This window comes from Streptomyces sp. NPDC001594 (genome assembly GCF_042893675.1).
GTDB lineage: Bacteria > Actinomycetota > Actinomycetes > Streptomycetales > Streptomycetaceae > Streptomyces.
In genome coordinates, this window is the sequence record NZ_JBIAVB010000008.1 from 84,321 (window position 1) to 105,099 (window position 20,779).

A 20,779-nucleotide genomic window follows, 5' to 3' on the forward strand; every position below is an offset into this window, starting at 1 on the left:
GGTGTGCGGGAGCGAATGGCCGGACCGGGAGCTCGCCGAGGCGGTCGACGGGCTGACGGGGGCCGATGCGCCGCACCCCAGTCCCCGCGACCGGGGCGCGACCGCCCCGCGCGGGCCCGTGCGCCGACCGCCGGGCGGCCGGTGCGCGTACTTGGCCCGGGCCGGGGTGTGCAGGCGGCCCGGGGCGGCGTAACCTTGCTGGCGCCATGCCGTACGAAGCACCCACCCACACCGTCGAGCGCTCCCTCCGTGCAACCACCGGCGCCAAGGTCATCGCCGGGGTCGACGAGGTCGGACGAGGGGCCTGGGCCGGTCCCGTCACCGTGTGTGCGGCGATCACCGGTCTGCGCCGGCCCCCCGAGGGGCTCACCGACTCCAAGCTCCTCACCCCCAGGCGACGCGACGAAATGTTCGACGTCCTGCAGGCCTGGGTCACCGCGCACGCCCTCGGCCACGCCTCCCCGGAGGAGATCGACGAACTGGGGATGACGGCCGCGCTGCGGCTCGCCGCCGTGCGCGCGCTGGACGCCCTTCCGGTGCGGCCGGATGCGGTGATCCTCGACGGCAAGCACGACTACCTCGGCCGGCCCTGGCAGGTCCGCACCGTGATCAAGGGCGACCAGTCCTGCATCGCGGTCGCCGCGGCCTCCGTGATCGCGAAGGTGCAGCGCGACCGGATGATGGCCGCGCTGGGCGAACCCGATGAGGGGCTGGAGCACTTCGCCTTCGCCGCCAACGCCGGCTACCCGTCGCCCGTGCACCGCGCCGCGCTGGAGGAGCGCGGCCCCACCGTGTACCACCGGCTCTCGTGGTCGTACCTCGACGCGCTGCCCCAGTGGCGGCACTTGAAGAAGGTCCGCCGCAGCGAGGAGTCGACGGAGCTGGAAAACGGAGGCCAACTCGGCTTCGATTTCTGATCGCACCCACGTGCCACCCACCGGTACGTTTCGTACCGGTGTTTGATAGACATCAACTCATGCCTCTCACCCCCGCCATCGAGGAGCCTCAGATTCACGAGAGTGCCCAGGGTCCCCGCGTCACGCCGGCCGCGAGCCGCACCGCGCAGACCCCCCGCCCCGTACCTGGTCCGCGTCCCGCCGCCGCACCCCGGCCCGGGCGCCCCGGTCCCGTCCCCCCGGCCCCGCCCGCGCAGCGCGCTGGACAGGCCACCCCCGGACCCGTTCCCGCAGCCCCCGCCGCGCCGTCCGTCTCGGCCGCGGTGCCGCAGGTCCAGCTGATCCCGGCCTCGGCCGAGGGTGCGCTGGACGCGGCCGAGGAGGCCGTGGACCTGCTGCTCGACACCGGGCGCGCGCCCGGCGACATCCTGGTGATCACCACTGGCGACCCGCACCCGTGGGCCGCGCACGAACTGTCCTTCGGCGAGGCCTCCTACTGGGCCCAGCACGACGCCGGGGACGACGTCTTCTACGCGGACGCGGCGCACGTGCAGCGCGCCGCCGGGCGTCCCGTCGTGGTCTTCGCGGCCAACGGCGGACCGGCCGGGACGACCGCCGCCGCACTGCCGGTCGCGTTCGCGCGGGCGGGTGCGCTGCTCGTCGTCTGCGGTGACGCGAAGCAGATCAACTCCGTGCTGGGCGCGGGCGTCTGACGCCCCGTTTCCCTCACGGGCGAGGGGCGGGGCGGGCCGGTGCCGGCCCCGCTGAGGTCCGAGGCCCGACCAGCCGTACCCCCTTCCGCGGGAGTGCGGCCGTGCGGGCCTGGGCCCTGTCCCGGCGGAGCGGGGGCCTAGCGGGCGGTCGCCCGGCGCAGCGGCTCCACCATCCCGCCGGCGGTGCTCAGCGGCAGTGACGCGATCTCGGTCATGGAGCCGAGCCGCTCGGGACTGGACTCCGAGCTGGGGTGCCGCCCACCACGGCCTTCGCCCAGCACCTGCCAACCCCCGCGGGTCAGCGTGATGTACGCGCCGCAGCGCAGCCCGTGCAGGGTGCAGGCGTCCCGCAGCCCCCACATCCAGGCCCCGTCCTCCTCGGTCCACCGCTCGTCCCCCTCGCGGCAGTACATCAGCACCGCCGTCCGGACCGGGGTCCGCCGCCGCAGGTCGTGCGGGATGACCCGGCGCAGCCGGGAGAGCAGGGCGTTGCGGTACTCCCAGCCGTCCACCGAGGCCGAGCGCTGCACGAACGAGGCGCTGGCGACCAGCCGTTCCTCCGGACCGAGCACGGCTATGACGGCGGTCGAGGGCACCGGGCTGTGCCGAGAGTGCAGGCCGCTGACCACCTCACGCGGATTGCGCAGCAGGGGGACCCCCGCGGCGGTCCATTCGGAGGGTTCGAGCAGTCGGCCGTGCCGACTGGCGCCAACGGTGGCCGCTGTCAAGGACACGGTCGCGGGCGGGGCGAATCCGAAGGTCACGGTCCTCCCTTCGGGTACACGCCCGCGAACGGGCACGGCTGAGGTGTGGGCGCGCCGCAGCGCGGCCCAGGAGAGTGCCGACGAGCCGAGCGGGAGCAGTCCGATTCTCGCGTGGCCCGCGACGGTGGGGCAATGAGCATTTGAGGACGCGGACCGGAATTCGCCGGTATGCCGTTCATATCCTTGCCCCGCCACGCCGGAGTCGACTCATTCCGCTACGGCTGGAGCGCGAGCACCAGCGGAAACACCCCCTTCGCCCCCGCTCGCCGCAGCAGCCGGGCCGCCACCGCGAGGGTCCAGCCGCTCTCCGCGCGGTCGTCGACGAGGAACACCGGACCAGGGACCTCGGCAAGGCTCTCCGCCAGAGCTGGCGGCACGGTCAAGGCCTGGTGGAGCCCACGGACCCGCTGGGCGCTGTTCGAGGACGGAAGCCCGAACTCCGGGGCCTGGTCGGTGTACTCCAGGGCCCCGAGCAGCGGAATCCGTCCGACCTCAGCGATCCGCGCGGCCAGCGAGCCGACCAGCTGCGGGCGGCTGCGCGAGGGCAGCGAGACCACTCCCACGGGCCGGGCCGGGGCGTCCTCGGCTCCCGAGGCCCAGCCGCCCGGCCCCCGGGCCCAGTCGGCCAGAACGGCCACCACGGCCTGGGCCACATCGTCCGGAACCGGCTGGTCGGGTGCCTGGGGGGCCAGCATCGGCCGCAGTCGGTTGCCCCAGCCGATGTCGGACAACCTGCCCAGGGCCCGGCCGGGCGCGGCCTGTTCACCGGCCGGGATCCGGCCCTTGAGGTCCACGCCCACCGCCGCGAGTCCGGTCGGCCACATCCTGCGCGGTTCCCATTCCACTCCGGGACGGCCCAGTTCCCCCCGGGCGGTGTCCAGCGCGGCGGAGGAGACCGCGGCGGTGAAGCGGGCGCCCGCGCAGTTGTCGCAGCGGCCGCAGGGGGCGGCCTCCTCGTCGTCGAGCTGCCGGCGCAGGAACTCCATCCGGCATCCTGTGCACGCGGCGTAGTCGCGCATCGCCTGCTGTTCGGCGGCCCGCTGCCGGGCGACCCACGCGTACCGCTCGGCGTCGTACACCCAGGGCTCGCCGGTGGCGGTCCAGCCGCCCTTGACCCGGTGGACCGCGCCGTCCACGTCCAGCACCTTGAGCATCGACTCCAGCCGGGTCCGGCGCAGGTCGACCAGCGGCTCCAGGGCCGGGAGCGACAGGGGCCGGCCGGCCTGGGCGAGGACGTCCAGGGTGCGCCGGACCTGCTCTTCCGGGGGGAAGGCCACCGAGGCGAAGTACTGCCAGATCGCCTCGTCCTCGCGGCCGGGGAGCAGCAGCACCTCGGCGTGCTCGACGCCGCGGCCGGCACGGCCGACCTGCTGGTAGTAGGCGATGGGGGAGGAGGGCGAGCCCAGGTGCACCACGAACCCCAGGTCCGGCTTGTCGAATCCCATGCCGAGGGCCGAGGTGGCCACCAGGGCCTTGACCCGGTTCGCCTGCAGGTCGTTCTCCGCCTGCTCGCGGTCGGCGTTCTCGGTCTTTCCGGTGTACGAGGAGACCGTGTACCCCCGGTGGCGCAGGTAGGCGGTGACCTCCTCGGCGGCGGCCACCGTCAGGGTGTAGACGATGCCGGATCCCGGCAGCTCGCCGAGCTGGTCGGCGAGCCAGGCCAGCCGGTGCGCGGCGTCGGGCAGGGTCACCACGGACAGGCTCAGGCTCTCGCGGTCCAGGGGGCCGCGCAGCACCAGGGCGTCCGTGCCCGCTCCGGTGCCGAGCTGTTCGGCCACGTCGGCCGTCACCCGGGCGTTGGCGGTGGCCGTCGTCGCCAGGACCGGGACGCCTGGCGGCAGGTCGGCGAGCATCGTGCGCAGCCGGCGGTAGTCGGGGCGGAAGTCGTGGCCCCAGTCCGAGATGCAGTGGGCCTCGTCGACCACGAGCAGCCCCGTGGCGGCAGAGAGCTTGGGCAGGACCTGGTCGCGGAACTCGGGGTTGTTGAGGCGCTCCGGGCTGACCAGCAGGACGTCGACCTCGCCCGCCGCGACCTCGGCCTGGATGCCCTCCCACTCCTCCGGGTTGGCGGAGTTGATGGTGCGGGCGTGGATGCCGGCGCGGGCGGCGGCCTCGACCTGATTGCGCATCAGCGCGAGCAGCGGGGAGACGATCACGGTCGGTCCGGCGCCGGCCGCCCGCAGCAGGGAGGTGGCGACGAAGTAGACCGCGGACTTGCCCCAGCCCGTGCGCTGCACGACCAGAGCCCGCCGCTTGTGCGCGACGAGGGCCTCGATCGCCCGCCACTGGTCCTCGCGCAGCCGCGCGGTGCCCGTGGGGTCGCCCACGAGGCGGGCGAGTACGGAATCGGCGGAGGACCTCAGGTCTGCGTTCATGCCCCCATGCAACCCGATGGCTCTGACATCGCGCCAATGCGGACTGCCGCATGTGGATGTTGAAGACTCAACGAGCCGGCCGGGTTATCCACAGGGGTTTCCGGATCGGATCACGCACGGGACCGTCGAGGCATGACGACGAACCACGAATCACGCAGCCCGTCCGGCCGGCCGTCCATCAGCCCCGCCGGAGCCCCCGCCGAACCCCAGATCACCCTGCGCAGCCCGGCCGAACTGGCCGACGCGCTGCCCTACATGCTCGGCTTCCACCCCACCGACTCCCTCGTCATGGTCTCCGTCCACGGGGCGTGCGGCCGCTTCGGCGGCCGGCTCCGCGTGGGGATCCCCACCGCCCCCGCCGAGTGGGAGGACACCGCCCGCCAGGTCGCCGACTGCCTGATCAAGGGCGGCGAACGGCGCGGGGACAAGCCCGACGGGATCGTGGTCTTCCTCTGCCAGGACCCGGTCGGCGGCGAGAGCGGGCAGCGGGTCATGACCCGGCTGCGGCCGCTGGCCCAGCGGCTCCGCACGGCCTGCGGCGCGCTGGACGTCCCGGTCCTGGAAGCCCTGTGCCTCTCCGGCGGCCGCTACTGGTCGTACGTGTGCCCCGAGGGGGCCTGCTGCCCCGCCGAGGGAACCCCGCTCGCACCCTCCGGCACCTCGGTGATGGCCGCGGCGGCCACCTTCGCCGGGCTCCACGTCCGCGGCTCCCTCAAGGACATCGAGAAGCGGCTGTCACCGCTCGGCGGGGCCTGGGCCACCGAACAGGAGGAAGCACTGGAACGGGCCGCCGCGGAGCTCGTGCCGAGGATCCTCGACGGGGAGACCCGCGAGGAGGTCGGCGCGCGGACCCTCGGCCTGGCCCGCACCCTCATGCGGAGGCTGACCCTGGCCCCGCCCGCGGAGGGCGGGCCCGGGGCGGACGACTGGGACGACGCGCTGCTCGGCCACGACGAGGCGGCCGCCGTGATCCTCGGCCTCCAGGACCGGGCGATCCGCGACATCGCCGCCGAGTGGATGGAGGGCGACGAGGCAGCCCCCGCCCTGCGCCTGTGGCGCGCCCTGGCCCGCCGCTGCGTCGGCGCCTACGCGGAGCACGCGGCCGCCCCGCTCACCCTGGCGGGCTGGGTCTCGTGGTCCAGCGGGGACGAGCCGACCGCCCGGATCGCCCTCGGACTGGCCCTGCGGGCCGACGCCGAGTACCGGTTCGCCCAGCTGCTCCACCACGCCTGCAACGAGGGCATCGACCCCGAGGGCCTGCGGCAGTGCCTGCGGGAGGAACGCAGGCGCCGCGAACCCCGCCGCAAGCGGACCGCCGCCACCACTCGTCCGCCCGGCCGCCGCACCGGACCGCGCCGCCGGCCGACCCGCCGCGCCGAGGGGAGCGGGCAGTGAGCGCCCGCCAGGCGCCCCTGCCGGGCCGCCTCCCGAGGCGCCTGTGGAGCGCCGTGGGCGGCTCCGCGCGCCGTCCGGGCGCCACCCGCTGCGGGCCGCCTCCACCGGGGCCCGTGACCCGGGCGGGTGCGGGGGCGTTCAGCCGGTGGGCGGTGGGGGTCCGGCCGCGCCGCCGCCCAGCCGAACCGGCCGGAGCGCAGACAAGGCGGCACATGGCTCCCCCCGCACCCGAAACCGGCCCGACCGGAACCACACCCGCTCCCCGCCCGACGGTGTTCCCGCCCGGCGCTCCGCCCGGCACGGCCCCGTACCCGCCGGGGCCCCCGCCCGCCGCGGGATCACGTCCACCAGGAGCTCCGCCCGGCAGCACGCCGGCTTCGGGCGCGCACCCGTCCGTGCCCCCGCCGACGAACGCGCCGGGGCGCGACCTCCCCGCGCCGGGGCCCGCGGCCGAGAGCGCCTTCGGTTCGGGGGCCCGGCGGCCGGGGCCGCCCCCCGGGTCGGACGGCGGGCGGCGGGCCGAGCTGCCTCCGGTGCACGGCGCCGTCCTCTGCGTCGCCGCGCCCTGCCTGGTCATCTCGCCCGAGCACGGCCAGCTGACCGGGCGGGGCGTCGAGGGGGTCTACCGGTCGGGGCGCCGGCTGCTGTCCCGCTGCGTGCTGCGCGTCGCCGGCCGGGATCCCGTCGCCGTCCAGGGCCGCAGCCTGGGGGCCGACCGGGCGGCCTTCACCGCCACCGTGCGCACCGGGGTCGAACCAGGCCCCGACCCCGACATCGGCGTCGAGCGGGTCCGGTCCGCCGACGGCACCGAGCGCATCACCGTACGCAGCTTCGCCGCACGGCCGCTGCGCCTGCCGGTGGAGGTCTCGCTCGGCACGGACCTGGCCGAGCTGGCCGCGGTGGCGGCCGGCCGGGGCGGCCCGGAGCTCACCCCCGGGGTGCACGCCGCCGGGCTGCGCTGGAGCACGGAGGAGGCCCTCGCCGTCACCACCGCCGAACCGGCCCCCGACGACGTGCTCGCCACCGCCGGACTGCTGCGCTGGCAGCTCGAACTGGGCCCGGGGGAGTCCCGCAGCATCGAGCTGCGGACCATCCGGGACCGAACCCCGCGGGCCCCCGCCGGACAGGTCGCGAACCCGCTCGCCGACGCCCGCGCCGAGGGCGACGACCCGAGGGCCGAGGCATGGCTCAGAACCAGCGTCGAGGACCTGCGGGCCCTGCTGCTGAGGGACCCCGCGGAGCCCGCTGACGCCTTCGCGGCGGCCGGAGCGCCCTGGCGGCTCGGGCTGGCTCCGGCCGAGTCGCTGTGGGCCGCCCGGATGGCACTGCCCCTCGGCACCGGGCTCGCCGCCGCCACGCTGCGGACACTGGCCCGCAGCCAGACCCCCGGGCGGGGCCCCGGGGGCGGCATGATCCCGGGCCCGCTGCGCGCCGCCGGACCGCAGCTGCCGCCCGGCTGCACCGGCACCGAGGCCACCCTCGGCTTCCCCGCGGTGCTCGCCGAGGCCCGCCGGTGGGGGCTGCCCGAGGAGGAGGTGGCCCGCCTCCTGCCGGCCGCCGAACGCTGCCTGGACTGGCTGCGCAGGGCGCTGGGCGAGGACGGCTTCCTGGCCGACCCCGACCCGGGGCCGCGCCGCTGCGAGACCCAGGCCCACGCCCACCGGGCCGCGCTGCTCGGGGCCGATCTGCTGGACGGGTGCGGGCGGGCCGGAGCAGCCGAGTGGCGGGAATGGGCGGCCGCCCTGCGGGAGAGGTTCCTGGACCGGTTCTGGATCGACGGCCCGGACGGGGGCCGCCCCGCCGCCGCCCTGCATCCCGACGGCCGGCCGCTGGCCCGGCTGACGGGGGCGGCCGCGCACCTCCTGGACACCGGTCTGGTGGGCGGCGGACGCCTCGCACCGGGCCTGCTGGACCGGGTCCGCACCGAGCAGCTCGCCCGGCTGCTCGGGGCCCCGGCCATGGATTCCGGATGGGGGCTGCGGAGCATGGCGTCCCGGGAACCGGGCCACAACCCCTTCGGCCACCGCTCGGGCGCGGTCCGGGCGTACGAGAGCGCCGTCGCCGTGGCCGGCCTGGCCCAGGCCGGCCACGAGAAGGAGGCGGCGGGCCTGCTGCGGGGGCTGCTGGACGCCGCGGAGGTCTTCGGCTACCGGCTGCCGGAGATGTACGCCGCGGAGCAGCGCACCGCCGGCAGTGCCCCGCTCCCGCATCCGGCGGCCTGCCGGCCCGCGGCCGTGGCCGCCGCTGCGGGGATCCACGCGCTGACCGCCCTCGCGGGCATCCGTCCCGACGCCCCCGCCGGAACGGTCGCGGTCGCCCCGCGCGCGGGAGCCCCCCTCGGCGCCCTGCGGCTGGCGGGGCTGAGGGTGGCGGGGGAGCCGTTCACCGTCCGGATCAGCCGGCTCGGCGTCGGCATGGTGGAGGAGGCCGCCGATGAGCTCCAACTGGGAGGGTGAGACCCCGGCCGGGCGGGGCGCCCGCCTGATCGTGAGGCTGCGGACTGGGTTCCAGATCACCGTCCTCGGGATCACGAAAGCGCTGTTTATCGTCAGGAAGACGACTATGATCGCGGCATGTCGCCCTACGACCCGTCGGCCTTCCCGCCCTTCGCCGTCACCGTCGACCTGGTCGTGCTCACCGTGCGGCGCCACGCGCTCTGCGCGCTGGTCGTACGACGGGGAGAGCAGCCGTTCCAGGGACGCTGGGCGCTGCCCGGCGGCTTCGTGCGCGGGGACGAGGACCTCTCCGCCGCCGCGGCGCGGGAACTCGCCGAGGAGACCGGGCTGTGCGCGCACGACCCCGCCTCTCCCGGCGTCGACAACGGGGCGCACCTCGAACAGCTCGCCACCTACGGGGACCCGCAGCGCGATCCCCGGATGCGGGTGGTCAGCGTGGCGCACCTGGTGCTCGCCCCCGACCTGCCCGCTCCCCGCGCGGGCGGCGACGCGAACAGCGCCCGCTGGGCTCCCGTCGACGAGCTCCTGGAAGGTCCCGACCAGACCGTCACGAGCCTGGCCTTCGACCACGCGCGGATCCTCGCCGACGGCGTCGAGCGGGCCCGCTCGAAGATCGAGTACTCCTCGCTGGCCACCGCCTTCTGCCCGCCCGAGTTCACCGTCGGCGAGTTGCGTCGGGTGTACGAGGCCGTGTGGGGCGTGGCGCTCGACCCGCGCAACTTCCACCGCAAGGTCACTGGGACCCCCGGGTTCCTCGTCCCCGCCGGGGGGACGACGACCCGTCAGGGCGGCAGGCCCGCCCAGCTGTTCAGGGCGGGCGGGGCCACCCTGCTCAACCCGCCGATGCTGCGGCCGGAAGTCTGACCCGCCGTCACCGCGGGCCCGGCCTCCGCTTCCGGCGCGGGGCCGGCCCCGGGTGCCCCGGACGGCGGCACCGCCGGACCTCGCCCGGGCCGGTTGCCTAGAAAATCGGACATATCGCGTTATCTTGCATGCGGTACTCACCCTGCCGCTGAGCGGTCTCACACCCTGCGAGAGAAGCGATGCTCCAGGCCATCGGACTCACCAGCACACCCCGTCGAGATCTGCCGCCCCTCGTGGACGACCTCACCTTCGAGGCCCGCCCGGGGTGCGTGACCGCCCTGCTCGGCGAGCCGGGTTCGGGCAAGACCACCGCCCTGCGGCTCATGCTCGAACTCGAACCGGGCCGCGGCATCACCTACTTCCGTGGCCGTCCGCTGCACCGGATCCCCCATCCCGGGCGTGAGGTGGGCGTGCTGCTCGGCGACGTCCCCGGGCATCCGTCGAGGACGGTCCGGGGCCAGCTGCGGATGCTCTGCGCCGCCGTCGGCGTCCCGGCCTCCCGGGCGGACACCATGATGGAGGTCGTGGGCATCGCCGGCCTGCGCGACCAGCGCCTCGGCTCGCTCTCGGCCGGCATGGACCGCCGCGTCGGGCTGGCCGCGGCCCTGCTCGCCGACCCCTGCACCCTGCTCCTCGACGAGCCCGCCGCCGGGCTCCAGCCCCGCGAACGCGCCTGGCTGCACGGGCTGCTGCGCGGCCACGCCTCCCTGGGCGGAGCCGTCCTGTTCACCACCGCCGACGCCAAGGAGGCGGCCCGCAGCGCCGACCGGGTCGTCTCCATCGCCTCGGGCCGCCTCGTCGCCGACCAGGAGGCCGCGGACTTCGCCCGTACCCGGCTGCGCCCGCGCGTCGCCGTCCGCACCCCGCACGCCGCCCGGCTGGCCGACGTGCTGGGACGCGAGGCCCGGGCCGCGCACCGCCCCGTGGAGATCGTCGAGGAGAGCGGCAGCCGGCTCTCCGTGTACGGCAGCAACTGCGCCGAGATCGGCGAGGCGGCGTTCCGGCACGGGGTCCTCGTCCACCAGCTCGCCGACGAGACCGGCGACGCCGGAGCCCCCGTCCCGCCCGTGCCGCAGGCCCGCACCGGGGCCGGCGCCGCGGCCGGCAGGGCGGACGCGCGGGTCGAGGCCGGGGCCCCGGTCCGGGCCGGCGCGGGCGCCGCCGCAGGCCCCGACGCCCCCCTCCCGCCGGACCCCCGTACCGACCCGCGCACCACCTCCGCCCCCGGCGCGGGGCTCCGGGCCGTGCCGGTCGCCGAGGCCGTGTCCTGGCCCGCCACCGGGGCGGAGGCCGAGGACGGCCCGGCGCCCGCCGCCCGGCCCGCGCACGCCCGCTCCGAGGCCCCCGTCTCGGCGGTGCGCCGCGTGGGCGGCCCGCTGCGCCCCCTGCGCTACGAGCTCCGCCGCGTCTTCGGCACCGCCACCCCCTTCCTCACCGCGGCGCTCGTCGTCGCCGTCTCCGCCCTGACCGCCCTGCTGCTCGCCCGGGCCGGGCAGGCCCCGCGCGACCGCGTCCTCGCCGCCTGGCCCGAGCTGGTTCCGCTGCCCCCCGCCGCGCTCGGCGCGGGACTGCTCGGCGCCCTGGCCTTCGGCGAGGAGTACCGCTACCCCGCCCTCGCCGCCGACCGGGGAACCGTCCCGCGCCGCCTGGGCCTGCTCACCGCCAAGCTGGGCGTCTGCGCCGCCCTGGCCCTGCTGCTCGGCGCCCTCGCCGGGGCCGCCGACGCCGCCGCCCTCCACCTCGTCTTCGGCCGCGCCCCGCTGGGCAGCTGGTCGGAGTGGGTGGTGCCCGCCGCGAGCTGGGCGGGGCTGCTGGTCGGCTGTGCCTGGGCCGGGGTGCTCGCCTCCGCGGTGTTCCGCTCGGCCTCGGCCGGCATGGCCGCCGTGCTCGCCGTACCGGTGATGGTCGTACCCCTGGTGCGCAAGGCGCTGGAGGGCCCGTCCGCGTACCCCGTGCACGGGTTCGCCTCCCGGCTGCGCGGCCTGGCCTCGGCGCCGTGGCCCGCGGAGACCGACCGCTACGTCCTGGGGGCCTTCCGGGTGATGGTCCAACCCGTCGGAGCCGGGCTGGTGTTGTCGTTGATGGTCCTGTTGTGCGCCTATGGGTTCACAGGACTGCGCGGCCGGGTCCGTTGGTGATCGTTCCGGTGCGGTGGCCGACTTCGGGGAGACCGGAGAAGTCCGCTTCGCTCCAGATCACTCGAAGCGGATCGCAACTCCCCGCAAAAGGCCCGGTTCTTTACGATAAGTCGTCAATTGCGTAGGTGGCACCGATCACCCTTTCGTGTGCTTTTCACCAAAGACCTCAAGGGCGGTGGAGGCACGGCCGACAAAGGATTCGTGAGTACCCTTGCGCACACCATGATGACCGCCGCCCGCCATGCCGACACCGGCCTCGCCGGCCCGGGCGAACTCGACCGCTACCCCTACGGGGAGGCCACCGGCACCGAGCGGGTCGGTCCGCCCCACTGGGACGGCGCCGACGTGGAGTTGAGCCGTGTGGGCCGCCGAGCGGCGGGCAGCCGTGGCCGCGGGCTGCACGGCCAACTCGTCCAGCAGCTCGGCCAGATGATCGTCTCCGGCGACCTCGGCGCGGACCGCCCCCTGGTCCCCGAGGAGATCGGCCAGCGCTTCGAGGTCTCCCGCACCGTCGTCCGCGAATCGCTGCGGGTCCTGGAGGCCAAGGGCCTCGTCAGCGCCCGCCCCAACGTGGGCACCCGGGTCCGTCCGGTCGCCGACTGGAACCTCCTCGACCCCGACATCATCGAGTGGCGCGCCTTCGGCCCCCAGCGCGACGACCAGCGCCGCGAGCTCAACGAGCTCCGCTGGACGATCGAGCCGCTCGCCGCCCGCCTCGCCGCAGGCCACGGCCGCCCCGACGTCCAGCAGCGCCTCTCCGACATGGTCGAGATCATGGGCCACGCCCTCGGGCAGGGCGACGCGATCACCTTCGCCCGCGCCGACAACGAGTTCCACGCGCTGCTGATCCAGGTCGCGGGCAACCGCATGCTGGAGCACCTGTCGGGGATCGTCTCCGCAGCCCTCCAGGTGTCCGGCAGCCCCGTCACCTCCTGCGACCGCCCCAGCGAGACCTGCGTGGCCCACCACGCGCGGATGGCCGAAGCCCTCGCCACCGGCGACAGCGCGGGCGCCGAGAGTGCCATGCGTCAGCTCCTGACGGTGCATCCGGAGGTCGAGCGCGTGGTGCCCGCCCCGCGCGAGCACTGACCCCCCGGCGCACGGGGGCGTGGGGGTGCTGCACAGGTCGCCGGGCCCGTTCTTCGGGCCCGGCGACACCGGTGTGCGAGGGGTGGTCGGAACCACGGTGTGACTTGGGCCACGAAGATTGGGCGTAACGCTCTGCGACGTCACGCGATGACCTAAGCGGTGATGGCCGACGGAGGGAAACAGCAGCCCTTGGGGTGCTGTGCAGCTCCCCGGCCCCTGCCCGCGCCCCCGGCCCATCCCCAGTCGGTGGTCGTCGGCTCCGGTCCAGCACCAGGCCGGGGTCGGAACCCGTTCCCATCGTTCCGAGAGGTTGTTCGTGTCGGCCAGCACATCCCGTACGCTCCCGCCGGAGATCGCCGAATCCGAGTCTGTGATGGCGCTCGTCGAGCGGGGCAAGGCCGAGGGGCAGATCGCCGGCGATGACGTGCGTCGGGCCTTCGAGGCTGACCAGATTCCTGCGACCCAGTGGAAGAATGTCCTGCGCAGCCTCAACCAGATCCTCGAGGAAGAGGGTGTGACGCTGATGGTCAGTGCCGCAGAGTCGCCCAAGCGCACCCCACGCAAGAGCGTCGCAGCGAAGACCCCCGCCAAGCGTACGACGACCAGGCCGGTCGCCGCCAAACCGGCCGCCGCCCCGGCCGCGGCCGAGGCCCCGGCGGAGGCCGGGCCGACGGAACCCGACACCGCCGACGTCCTCGCCGAGGAGCCGGCGGCCGAGCCCGCCGCGAAGAAGACGGCGGCCCGCAAGACGGCGGCCAAGAAGGCCGCACCCGCGAAGAAGGCCGCCGCGAAGAAGACCGCGGCCAAGAAGACCGCCGCCAAGAAGGACCCGGACGAGGGCGACGAAGAGGCCGTCGAGGAGGGTCCCGAGGCGGTGAAGGCCGAGGCCGAGGAAGAGGAGGAGGGCGGGGAGAACAAGGGCTTCGTCATCTCCGACGACGAGGACGACGCCCCCGCCCAGCAGGTCGTGGTGGCCGGTGCCACCGCGGACCCCGTCAAGGACTACCTCAAGCAGATCGGCAAGGTCCCCCTCCTCAACGCCGAGCAGGAGGTCGAGCTCGCCAAGCGCATCGAGGCCGGCCTGTTCGCCGAGGACAAGCTGGCCAACTCCGACAAGCTGGCGCCCAAGCTCAAGCGCGAACTGGAGATCATCGCCGAGGACGGCCGCCGCGCCAAGAACCACCTGCTGGAGGCCAACCTCCGCCTCGTGGTCTCCCTGGCCAAGCGCTACACGGGCCGCGGCATGCTCTTCCTGGACCTGATCCAGGAGGGGAACCTGGGCCTGATCCGCGCGGTCGAGAAGTTCGACTACACCAAGGGCTACAAGTTCTCCACCTACGCGACGTGGTGGATCCGGCAGGCGATCACCCGCGCCATGGCCGACCAGGCCCGCACCATCCGCATCCCGGTGCACATGGTCGAAGTGATCAACAAGCTGGCCCGCGTGCAGCGCCAGATGCTCCAGGACCTGGGCCGCGAGCCCACCCCGGAGGAGCTGGCCAAGGAACTCGACATGACCCCCGAGAAGGTCATCGAGGTCCAGAAGTACGGGCGCGAGCCGATCTCCCTGCACACCCCGCTGGGCGAGGACGGCGACAGCGAGTTCGGCGACCTCATCGAGGACTCCGAGGCGGTCGTCCCCGCCGACGCCGTCAGCTTCACGCTCCTGCAGGAGCAGCTGCACTCGGTGCTCGACACGCTCAGCGAGCGCGAGGCCGGCGTCGTCTCGATGCGCTTCGGACTGACCGACGGCCAGCCCAAGACCCTCGACGAGATCGGCAAGGTCTACGGGGTCACCCGTGAGCGCATCCGCCAGATCGAGTCCAAGACCATGTCGAAGCTGCGGCACCCCTCGCGCTCCCAGGTGCTGCGCGACTACCTGGACTGACCGGGTCGGCAGGGGCCCACGGCGGCGGCCGCGCGGGTGCGCGCGGCCACCGGGCATCCCACTCTGGGTGGAGTCATGCACACTCGGAGTCAGGAGGCCCCATGCGTCGACCCTTCGCCCGTGCCCTGGCGGGCGCACTGACCCTGGTGGCGGGAGCGGCCGTGGCGCCGCTGGCCCAGGCGCCCACGGCGGCAGCGGACAGCGTGGTCATAGGCGGGCAGCCGGTGAAGGTGGCCGACAGCCCGTGGGTCGTGGCCCTCGCCAGCCGTGACCGGTTCGGGGGTATCCGTGACGGGCAGTTCTGCGGCGGTGTCCTCGTGGCCCCGACCACGGTGGTGACGGCGGCCCACTGCCTCGGCCGGCAGGTGCTGGGCGGACCGGTCGACTCCGTCGCCGATTTCCGGGTGATCACCGGTCGTACGGAGCTGCGCGCCCCCGAGGGGCGGGAGATCGCGGTCCGCGCGGCCCGGGTGAACCCCGCGTACGACCCCGGGACCAACGCCGGCGACCTCGCCGTGCTGGAGCTGGCCGAAGCCGTGCCGGCGGACCACGTGCTGCCGATGGCCGGGCAGGGCCACCCCGGCTACGAGGCCGGCACCGGAGCGGCGGTGTACGGCTGGGGGGACACGAGCGGTTTCGGGGACTACGCGTACGGGCTGCGCGCGGCGCAGCTCACCGTTCTGGACGACGAGGTCTGCCGGCGGGCGTACCCGGGCAACTCGGACGGTCAGTACCGGGCCGACTCCATGGTGTGCGCGGGCGACCGCTCCGGCGGGAAGGACGCCTGCCAGGGGGACAGCGGCGGGCCGCTGGTGGCCCGGGGGCGGCTGATCGGTCTCGTGTCCTGGGGGCGCGGCTGCGGGCGCGCCGACAGTCCGGGGGTGTACACCCGGATCGCCCCGTTGATCGACTTCGTGAGCGGCTCCCAGAGGGGTCGCGGGCCCGGCGGGGCCTGAAGGCCGCCGGGTACGCGTCCGGGAGCTCCAGGGGGCCCGTACGGCCCGCACGGGGGTGCCGAGGCCGGCAGCCCGGCCCCAGCGGGACGGGCAAGGGCCGCGGAGAGGGTCTCGGACATGAGGACGGGCGGTGCCTCTGGGTCTCAGAGGCACCGCCCGTCGACCGGCCTTGCCGGTCCTGGCTCGTCGGATGCGAGGTCAGGCCTGTGTCAGCGGTCCTCGTTGTCGGCTGCGTGGGCGGCCGGAGCGGACGTCAGCCGCTCGGTCTCATCCTGTATTTCCGCGGCGATCTTCTTGAGTTCCGGCTCGAACTTACGCCCGTGGTGGGCGCAGAAGAGCAGTTCACCACCGCTCAGGAGGACGACGCGCAGATATGCCTGGGCGCCGCAACGGTCGCATCGGTCAGCGGCCGTCAGCGGGGTCGCGGGGGTCAGAACAGTAGTCACGTCGCCTCTTCTCTAGCTCGACGAGCTGTCGTACCAGGGTCAACATCCAACCAGGCCGAAAACGTTCCCGCTCGCGGCTTTTCCTCGAAACTTCCTTCCGAAGCTGGCCGGCTGCTGCCGGTTGGCGGCGAAGGAGCCGTATTGCGTTGCTTTACGGTTTCGCGTTGTCAGTCGTTCGCTTGTAGCAGTTCTCGTCCTCCCCGGCTGAGTGCCGGATGTTGATGAGGACGTGCCCGAACCCTAAATGGTTCATGCGTCGAAGGGAACGTGATGTTTGCTTCACCCTCACGGGGGATCGAACACCCGTGCGGATCTGCACTAGGCTGTGGAATGCGCGAGGGTGGCGTTGCATCGGCTCTACCAGGCCTCGGTACCCTTCGACGGGCGACCGAGCCGCCCCCGCGCCCCAGCGGGTCAGAAGAGAAATTCAGCGAGGAGCGAACTGCGTGACCGCCGACACGTCCGTGCCTTCCAGCGCGCTGCTGTCCGGAGCAGACCGGGACGGCTCCAACTACACCGCGCGGCACCTGCTCGTCCTCGAAGGCCTCGAGGCCGTCCGCAAGCGCCCCGGCATGTATATCGGCTCCACCGACAGCCGAGGCCTGATGCACTGCCTCTGGGAGATCATCGACAATTCCGTCGACGAGGCCCTGGGCGGCTACTGCGACCACATCGAGGTCGTCCTCCACGAGGACGCCTCGGTCGAGGTCCGTGACAACGGCCGCGGCATCCCGGTCGACGTGGAGCCCAAGACCGGCCTGTCCGGCGTCGAGGTCGTCATGACCAAGCTGCACGCCGGCGGAAAGTTCGGCGGCGGCTCGTACGCGGCCTCCGGCGGTCTGCACGGCGTCGGCGCCTCGGTGGTCAACGCCCTGTCGTCCCGCCTCGACGTCGAGGTCGACCGCGGCACCACCCACAGCATCAGCTTCCGCCGCGGAGTCCCGGGCACGTTCACCGACGAGGGCCCCGACGCCCCCTTCGACCCGGGCAGCGGCCTGCGCAAGGGCAAGCGGGTGGCCAAGGGGAAGACCGGCACCCGGATCCGCTACTGGTCCGACCGCCAGATCTTCCTCAAGGACGCCCGGCTCTCCCTGGAGACGCTCTACCAGCGCGCCCGCCAGACCGCCTTCCTCGTCCCCGGCCTGACCATCGTGGTCCGCGACGAGCGGGCCATCGACGGCGCCGGCAAGACCGAGGAGACGTTCCGCTACGACGGCGGCATCAGCGAGTTCTGCGACTACCTCGCCCAGGACAAGGCCGTCTGCGACGTGCTGCGGCTCAGCGGCGCGGGCACGTTCAAGGAGACCGTCCCGGTCCTCGACGACCGCGGTCACATGACCCCCACCGAGGTCACCCGCGAGCTGGGCGTGGACATCGCCCTGCGCTGGGGCACGGGGTACGAGACCAACCTCAAGTCCTTCGTGAACATCATCGCCACCCCCAAGGGCGGCACCCACGTGGCCGGATTCGAGCGGTCGGTCACCAAGACCGTCAACGAGGTGCTGCGCTCCGCCAAGCTGCTGCGCGTCGCCGAGGACGACGTCGTCAAGGACGACGCCATGGAGGGCATGACGGCGGTCGTCACCGTCCGCCTCGCCGAGCCGCAGTTCGAGGGCCAGACCAAGGAGGTGCTCGGCACCTCCGCGGCCACCCGGATCGTCGCCGCCGTCGTCGCCAAGGAGCTCAAGGCCTTCCTGACCTCCACCAAGCGCGACGACAAGCAGCAGGCCCGCGCCGTGATGGAGAAGATCGTCGCGGCCGCCCGGACCCGGATCGCGGCCCGCCAGCACAAGGAGGCGCAGCGCCGCAAGACCGCGCTGGAGACCTCCTCGCTGCCGGCCAAGCTGGCCGACTGCCGCAGCGACGACGTGGACCGCAGCGAGCTCTTCATCGTCGAGGGCGACTCGGCCCTCGGAACGGCCAAGCTCGCCCGGAACTCCGAGTTCCAGGCGCTGCTGCCGATCCGCGGCAAGATCCTCAACGTCCAGAAGTCCTCGGTTTCGGACATGCTCAAGAACGCCGAGTGCGGCGCGATCATCCAGGTCATAGGAGCCGGCTCCGGCCGCACCTTCGACATCGACGCCGCCCGCTACGGCAAGGTCATCATGATGACCGACGCCGACGTGGACGGCTCCCACATCCGCACCCTGCTGCTGACCCTCTTCCAGCGCTACATGCGGCCGATGGTCGAGGCGGGCCGGGTCTTCGCGGCCGTTCCGCCGCTGCACCGGATCGAGCTGGTCCAGCCCAAGAAGGGCCAGGACAAGTACGTCTACACGTACTCGGACCACGAGCTGCGCCAGACGCTGCTGGAGTTCCAGCGCAAGAACATCCGCTACAAGGACGCCATCCAGCGCTACAAGGGCCTCGGCGAGATGGACGCCGACCAGCTCGCGGAAACCACGATGGACCCGCGCCACCGCACCCTGCGGCGGATCAACATCGGCGACCTGGAGGCGGCGGAGCAGGTCTTCGACCTCCTCATGGGCAACGAGGTCGCCCCGCGCAAGGAGTTCATCACCAGCTCGGCCGCGACCCTGGACCGCTCGCGCATCGACGCCTGATCCGGCTCTCGGCTGTCCGGCGTTCTTCACTCCCCTCACCTGATGGAGTGAAGAGCGCCAGGACACCAGTCCGGAAAGCGACCATTCGGCACATCCTTGGGAGCACGCCGCCGATGCGGCGGCGGACAAGGAGAGTTCGGTGGACAAGCACGAAGGTCGTGAAGCCGGAACGATCCGGCTGGACGACCCCTGGTACGACGCCCTGGCCGTGGGCTGGGGCGAGGGCGCGGAACCCTTCCCGCTGGCCGGGCCCAGGGCGGACCGAGGCGCCCCCGGCGCCTCCGACATCTACCTGGAAGTGCAGCGCAGCGCCGCCTTCCAGGAGGTCCGGGGCCGGTACCGGAGGTTCGTCGTCCCCGCGACCGCCGGATTCCTCCTCTGGTACGTCGCCTACGTGGTCGCGGCGACCACCGCGCCCGGGCTGATGGCCCGGCCCGTGGTGGGATCGGTCAACGTGGCCCTGCTGGCGGGCCTCGGCCAGTTCCTCAGCACCTTCCTGCTGACCTGGGCCTATGCCCGGCACGCACGGCTGCGCCGGGACAGCGCCGCGCTCGACCTGCGCTGGACCGTCTTCGAGCGGGAACGCGGCCAGGAGCGCGGCCGCGGCGGGCGGGGGGAGGGCCGGTGACCTCCGAACACCAGACGCTCACCCTGATCCTGTTCAGCCTGTTCATCGCCGTGACCCTCGGCATCACCACCTGGGTCAGCCGCAGGAGACACGGCTCCGCGGAGGAGTTCTACGCGGGCGGCCGGCTCTTCTCGCCCATGGAGAACGGTTTCGCCATCGCCGGCGACTACATGTCCGCCGCCTCCTTCCTCGGGGTCTCCGGGCTGATCTCCCTCTTCGGCTACGACGGGCTGCTGTACCTGATCGGCTTCCTCGTCGCCTGGCTGATGGTGCTGTTCCTGGTCGCCGAACTGGTCCGCAACTGCGGCCGCTTCACCCTCGCCGACGTCGTCGTCGCGCGGATGAGCGAGCGGCCGGTGCGGATCGCCGCCGGGACCTCCTCGGTGGTGGTCTCGGTGCTGTACCTGGTCGCGCAGATGGTCGGCGCGGGCAGCCTGGTGGGACTGCTGCTGTCGGACACCGGCCCCGGCGCCCGGACCCTGACGGTGGTCGGGGTCGGCGCGCTGATGGTGGTCTACGTGGCCTTCGGCGGGATGCGGGCCACCACCTGGATCCAGATCGTCAAGGCCGTCCTGCTGATCGGCGGGGCGATCGCCCTCACCGTGCTGGTCCTGCTGCGCTTCCACGGGAACGTCGACCAGCTCCTGTCCACCGCCGCCGAACGCAGCGGGCACGGGGCCCGGTTCCTGAGCCCGGGCCTCAAGTACGGCGGGGACTGGACGGCGCGCGTCGACTTCATGAGCCTGGGCCTGGCCCTGGTCCTGGGCACGGCGGGGCTCCCGCACATCCTGTCCCGCTTCTACACCGTCCCCACCGCGCGGGCCGCCCGCCGGTCGGCGGTGTGGGCGATCGGGCTGATCGGGGGCTTCTACCTGATGACTATCGTGCTCGGGCTCGGGGCGGCCGCGCTGGTGGGGCCCGAGGCGGTGCGGGCGTCCAGTGCCTCCGGCAACACGGCCGTTCCGCTGCTGGCCGGTTTCCTCGGCGGGGGCGCCGACTCCACGGGGGGCGCGGTGCTCTTCGCCGTCGTCGCCGCCATCGCCTTCGCGACGATCCTCGCCGTGGTCGCCGGGATCACCCTGGCCTCCTCGGCTTCCGTCGCGCACGACCTGTACGCCTCGCTGAGGCGGCGGCGGGCCCGGCAGCGCAGCGAGGTGGCGGTGGCCCGGGTGGCGGCCGTGGGGGTCGGGGCGGCGGCCATCGCCCTCGGGCTGCTCGCCCAGGACATGAACGTGGCCTTCCTGGTGGGGCTGGCCTTCGCGGTGGCGGCCTCGGCGAACCTGCCGGTGCTGCTGTACTCGCTGTTCTGGCGCGGCTTCACCACCCGGGGGGCCGTGTGGTCGGTGTACGGCGGGCTGGTTCCGGCGCTGCTGCTCGTGGTCCTGTCGCCGGTGGTGTCGGGCAGTGCCGGATCCCTCTTCCCGAGCCTGGACTTCCAGTACTTCCCGCTGCAGAACCCGGGGATCGTCTCGATCCCGCTCGGCTTCCTGGCGGGCTGGCTGGGGACGGTCACCTCCGCCGAGGAGCCGGACGAGCGCAAGTACGCCCAGACGGAGGTCCGTTCCCTGACCGGGGCCGGAGCGGTGTGAGGCGCGCCGGGCGGCGGT

At 73.9% G+C, this 20,779-nt stretch carries 15 protein-coding genes; 12 read left to right on the forward strand and 3 right to left on the reverse strand.

Annotated elements, in window-relative coordinates; genetic code table 11:
* The first annotated feature begins 206 nt into the window (after positions 1 to 206).
* On the forward strand, positions 207 to 917 hold the full coding sequence (locus ACFY0O_RS17685; protein ID WP_388947582.1) for a ribonuclease HII: 711 nt from the start codon (positions 207 to 209) through the stop codon (positions 915 to 917).
* Between the two features lie 59 nt (positions 918 to 976).
* Positions 977 to 1,609 (forward strand): hypothetical protein, encoded by a 633-nt coding sequence (locus ACFY0O_RS17690; protein ID WP_388947583.1) that lies wholly within the window; start codon positions 977 to 979, stop codon positions 1,607 to 1,609.
* A gap of 137 nt (positions 1,610 to 1,746) precedes the next feature.
* On the opposite strand, the gene ACFY0O_RS17695 is transcribed toward ACFY0O_RS17690, so the two are convergent.
* Both ACFY0O_RS17695 and ACFY0O_RS17700 read right to left on the reverse strand, forming a co-directional pair.
* Complete coding sequence (locus tag ACFY0O_RS17695) at positions 1,747 to 2,373, reverse strand: hypothetical protein (RefSeq protein WP_388947584.1); 627 nt, start codon at positions 2,371 to 2,373, stop codon at positions 1,747 to 1,749.
* Between the two features lie 215 nt (positions 2,374 to 2,588).
* Positions 2,589 to 4,748 carry a RecQ family ATP-dependent DNA helicase gene (locus ACFY0O_RS17700; RefSeq protein ID WP_388947585.1) on the reverse strand — a complete coding sequence of 720 codons (2,160 nt, stop codon included), beginning with the start codon at positions 4,746 to 4,748 and terminating at the stop codon, positions 2,589 to 2,591.
* Positions 4,749 to 4,880: 132 nt separating this feature from the next.
* Between ACFY0O_RS17700 and ACFY0O_RS17705 the strand changes: the two genes are divergently transcribed.
* The 7 genes from ACFY0O_RS17705 (at position 4,881) to ACFY0O_RS17735 (ending at position 15,534) form a co-directional block, all read left to right on the forward strand.
* A complete protein-coding gene (locus ACFY0O_RS17705) occupies positions 4,881 to 6,143 on the forward strand; it encodes a DUF4192 domain-containing protein (protein ID WP_388947586.1) in 1,263 nt (420 codons plus the stop codon).
* A 212-nt stretch (positions 6,144 to 6,355) separates the two neighbouring features.
* Complete coding sequence (locus ACFY0O_RS17710) at positions 6,356 to 8,599, forward strand: glycogen debranching N-terminal domain-containing protein (RefSeq protein WP_388947587.1); 2,244 nt, start codon at positions 6,356 to 6,358, stop codon at positions 8,597 to 8,599.
* A gap of 117 nt (positions 8,600 to 8,716) precedes the next feature.
* Complete coding sequence (locus tag ACFY0O_RS17715; RefSeq protein ID WP_079430135.1) at positions 8,717 to 9,463, forward strand: NUDIX domain-containing protein; 747 nt, start codon at positions 8,717 to 8,719, stop codon at positions 9,461 to 9,463.
* Between the two features lie 179 nt (positions 9,464 to 9,642).
* Complete coding sequence (locus ACFY0O_RS17720) at positions 9,643 to 11,601, forward strand: ATP-binding cassette domain-containing protein (protein ID WP_388947588.1); 1,959 nt, start codon at positions 9,643 to 9,645, stop codon at positions 11,599 to 11,601.
* Positions 11,602 to 11,802: 201 nt separating this feature from the next.
* A complete protein-coding gene (locus ACFY0O_RS17725; RefSeq protein WP_388947589.1) occupies positions 11,803 to 12,690 on the forward strand; it encodes a FadR/GntR family transcriptional regulator in 888 nt (295 codons plus the stop codon).
* Positions 12,691 to 13,000: 310 nt separating this feature from the next.
* A complete protein-coding gene (locus ACFY0O_RS17730) occupies positions 13,001 to 14,578 on the forward strand; it encodes an RNA polymerase sigma factor (RefSeq protein WP_388947590.1) in 1,578 nt (525 codons plus the stop codon).
* Between the two features lie 101 nt (positions 14,579 to 14,679).
* Complete coding sequence (locus tag ACFY0O_RS17735; RefSeq protein WP_388947591.1) at positions 14,680 to 15,534, forward strand: S1 family peptidase; 855 nt, start codon at positions 14,680 to 14,682, stop codon at positions 15,532 to 15,534.
* Positions 15,535 to 15,743: 209 nt separating this feature from the next.
* Here ACFY0O_RS17735 and ACFY0O_RS17740 read toward each other — a convergent pair whose 3' ends face one another.
* Positions 15,744 to 15,980 carry a hypothetical protein gene (locus ACFY0O_RS17740; RefSeq protein WP_358891985.1) on the reverse strand — a complete coding sequence of 79 codons (237 nt, stop codon included), beginning with the start codon at positions 15,978 to 15,980 and terminating at the stop codon, positions 15,744 to 15,746.
* Positions 15,981 to 16,426: 446 nt separating this feature from the next.
* Between ACFY0O_RS17740 and ACFY0O_RS17745 the strand changes: the two genes are divergently transcribed.
* From ACFY0O_RS17745 to ACFY0O_RS17755, 3 genes are all read left to right on the forward strand, one after another.
* A complete protein-coding gene (locus ACFY0O_RS17745; RefSeq protein ID WP_388947592.1) occupies positions 16,427 to 18,544 on the forward strand; it encodes a type IIA DNA topoisomerase subunit B in 2,118 nt (705 codons plus the stop codon).
* A gap of 139 nt (positions 18,545 to 18,683) precedes the next feature.
* Entirely contained in the window at positions 18,684 to 19,172 is a 489-nt protein-coding gene (locus tag ACFY0O_RS17750) for a DUF485 domain-containing protein (protein WP_388947593.1), read from the forward strand.
* Entirely contained in the window at positions 19,169 to 20,761 is a 1,593-nt protein-coding gene (locus ACFY0O_RS17755) for a cation acetate symporter (protein WP_388947594.1), read from the forward strand. The genes ACFY0O_RS17750 and ACFY0O_RS17755 overlap by 4 nt, the downstream gene beginning before the upstream one ends.
* The last annotated feature ends 18 nt before the right edge of the window (positions 20,762 to 20,779 follow it).

Coding starts and splice junctions, on each gene's coding strand:
- ACFY0O_RS17690 (WP_388947583.1), top strand. CDS start 977: ATGCCTCTCACCCCCGCCATCGAGGAGCCTCAGATTCACGAGAGTGCC.
- ACFY0O_RS17715 (WP_079430135.1), top strand. CDS start 8,717: ATGTCGCCCTACGACCCGTCGGCCTTCCCGCCCTTCGCCGTCACCGTC.
- ACFY0O_RS17700 (WP_388947585.1), bottom strand. CDS start 4,748: ATGAACGCAGACCTGAGGTCCTCCGCCGATTCCGTACTCGCCCGCCTC.
- ACFY0O_RS17710 (WP_388947587.1), top strand. CDS start 6,356: ATGGCTCCCCCCGCACCCGAAACCGGCCCGACCGGAACCACACCCGCT.
- ACFY0O_RS17705 (WP_388947586.1), top strand. CDS start 4,881: ATGACGACGAACCACGAATCACGCAGCCCGTCCGGCCGGCCGTCCATC.
- ACFY0O_RS17735 (WP_388947591.1), top strand. CDS start 14,680: ATGCGTCGACCCTTCGCCCGTGCCCTGGCGGGCGCACTGACCCTGGTG.
- ACFY0O_RS17685 (WP_388947582.1), top strand. CDS start 207: ATGCCGTACGAAGCACCCACCCACACCGTCGAGCGCTCCCTCCGTGCA.
- ACFY0O_RS17720 (WP_388947588.1), top strand. CDS start 9,643: ATGCTCCAGGCCATCGGACTCACCAGCACACCCCGTCGAGATCTGCCG.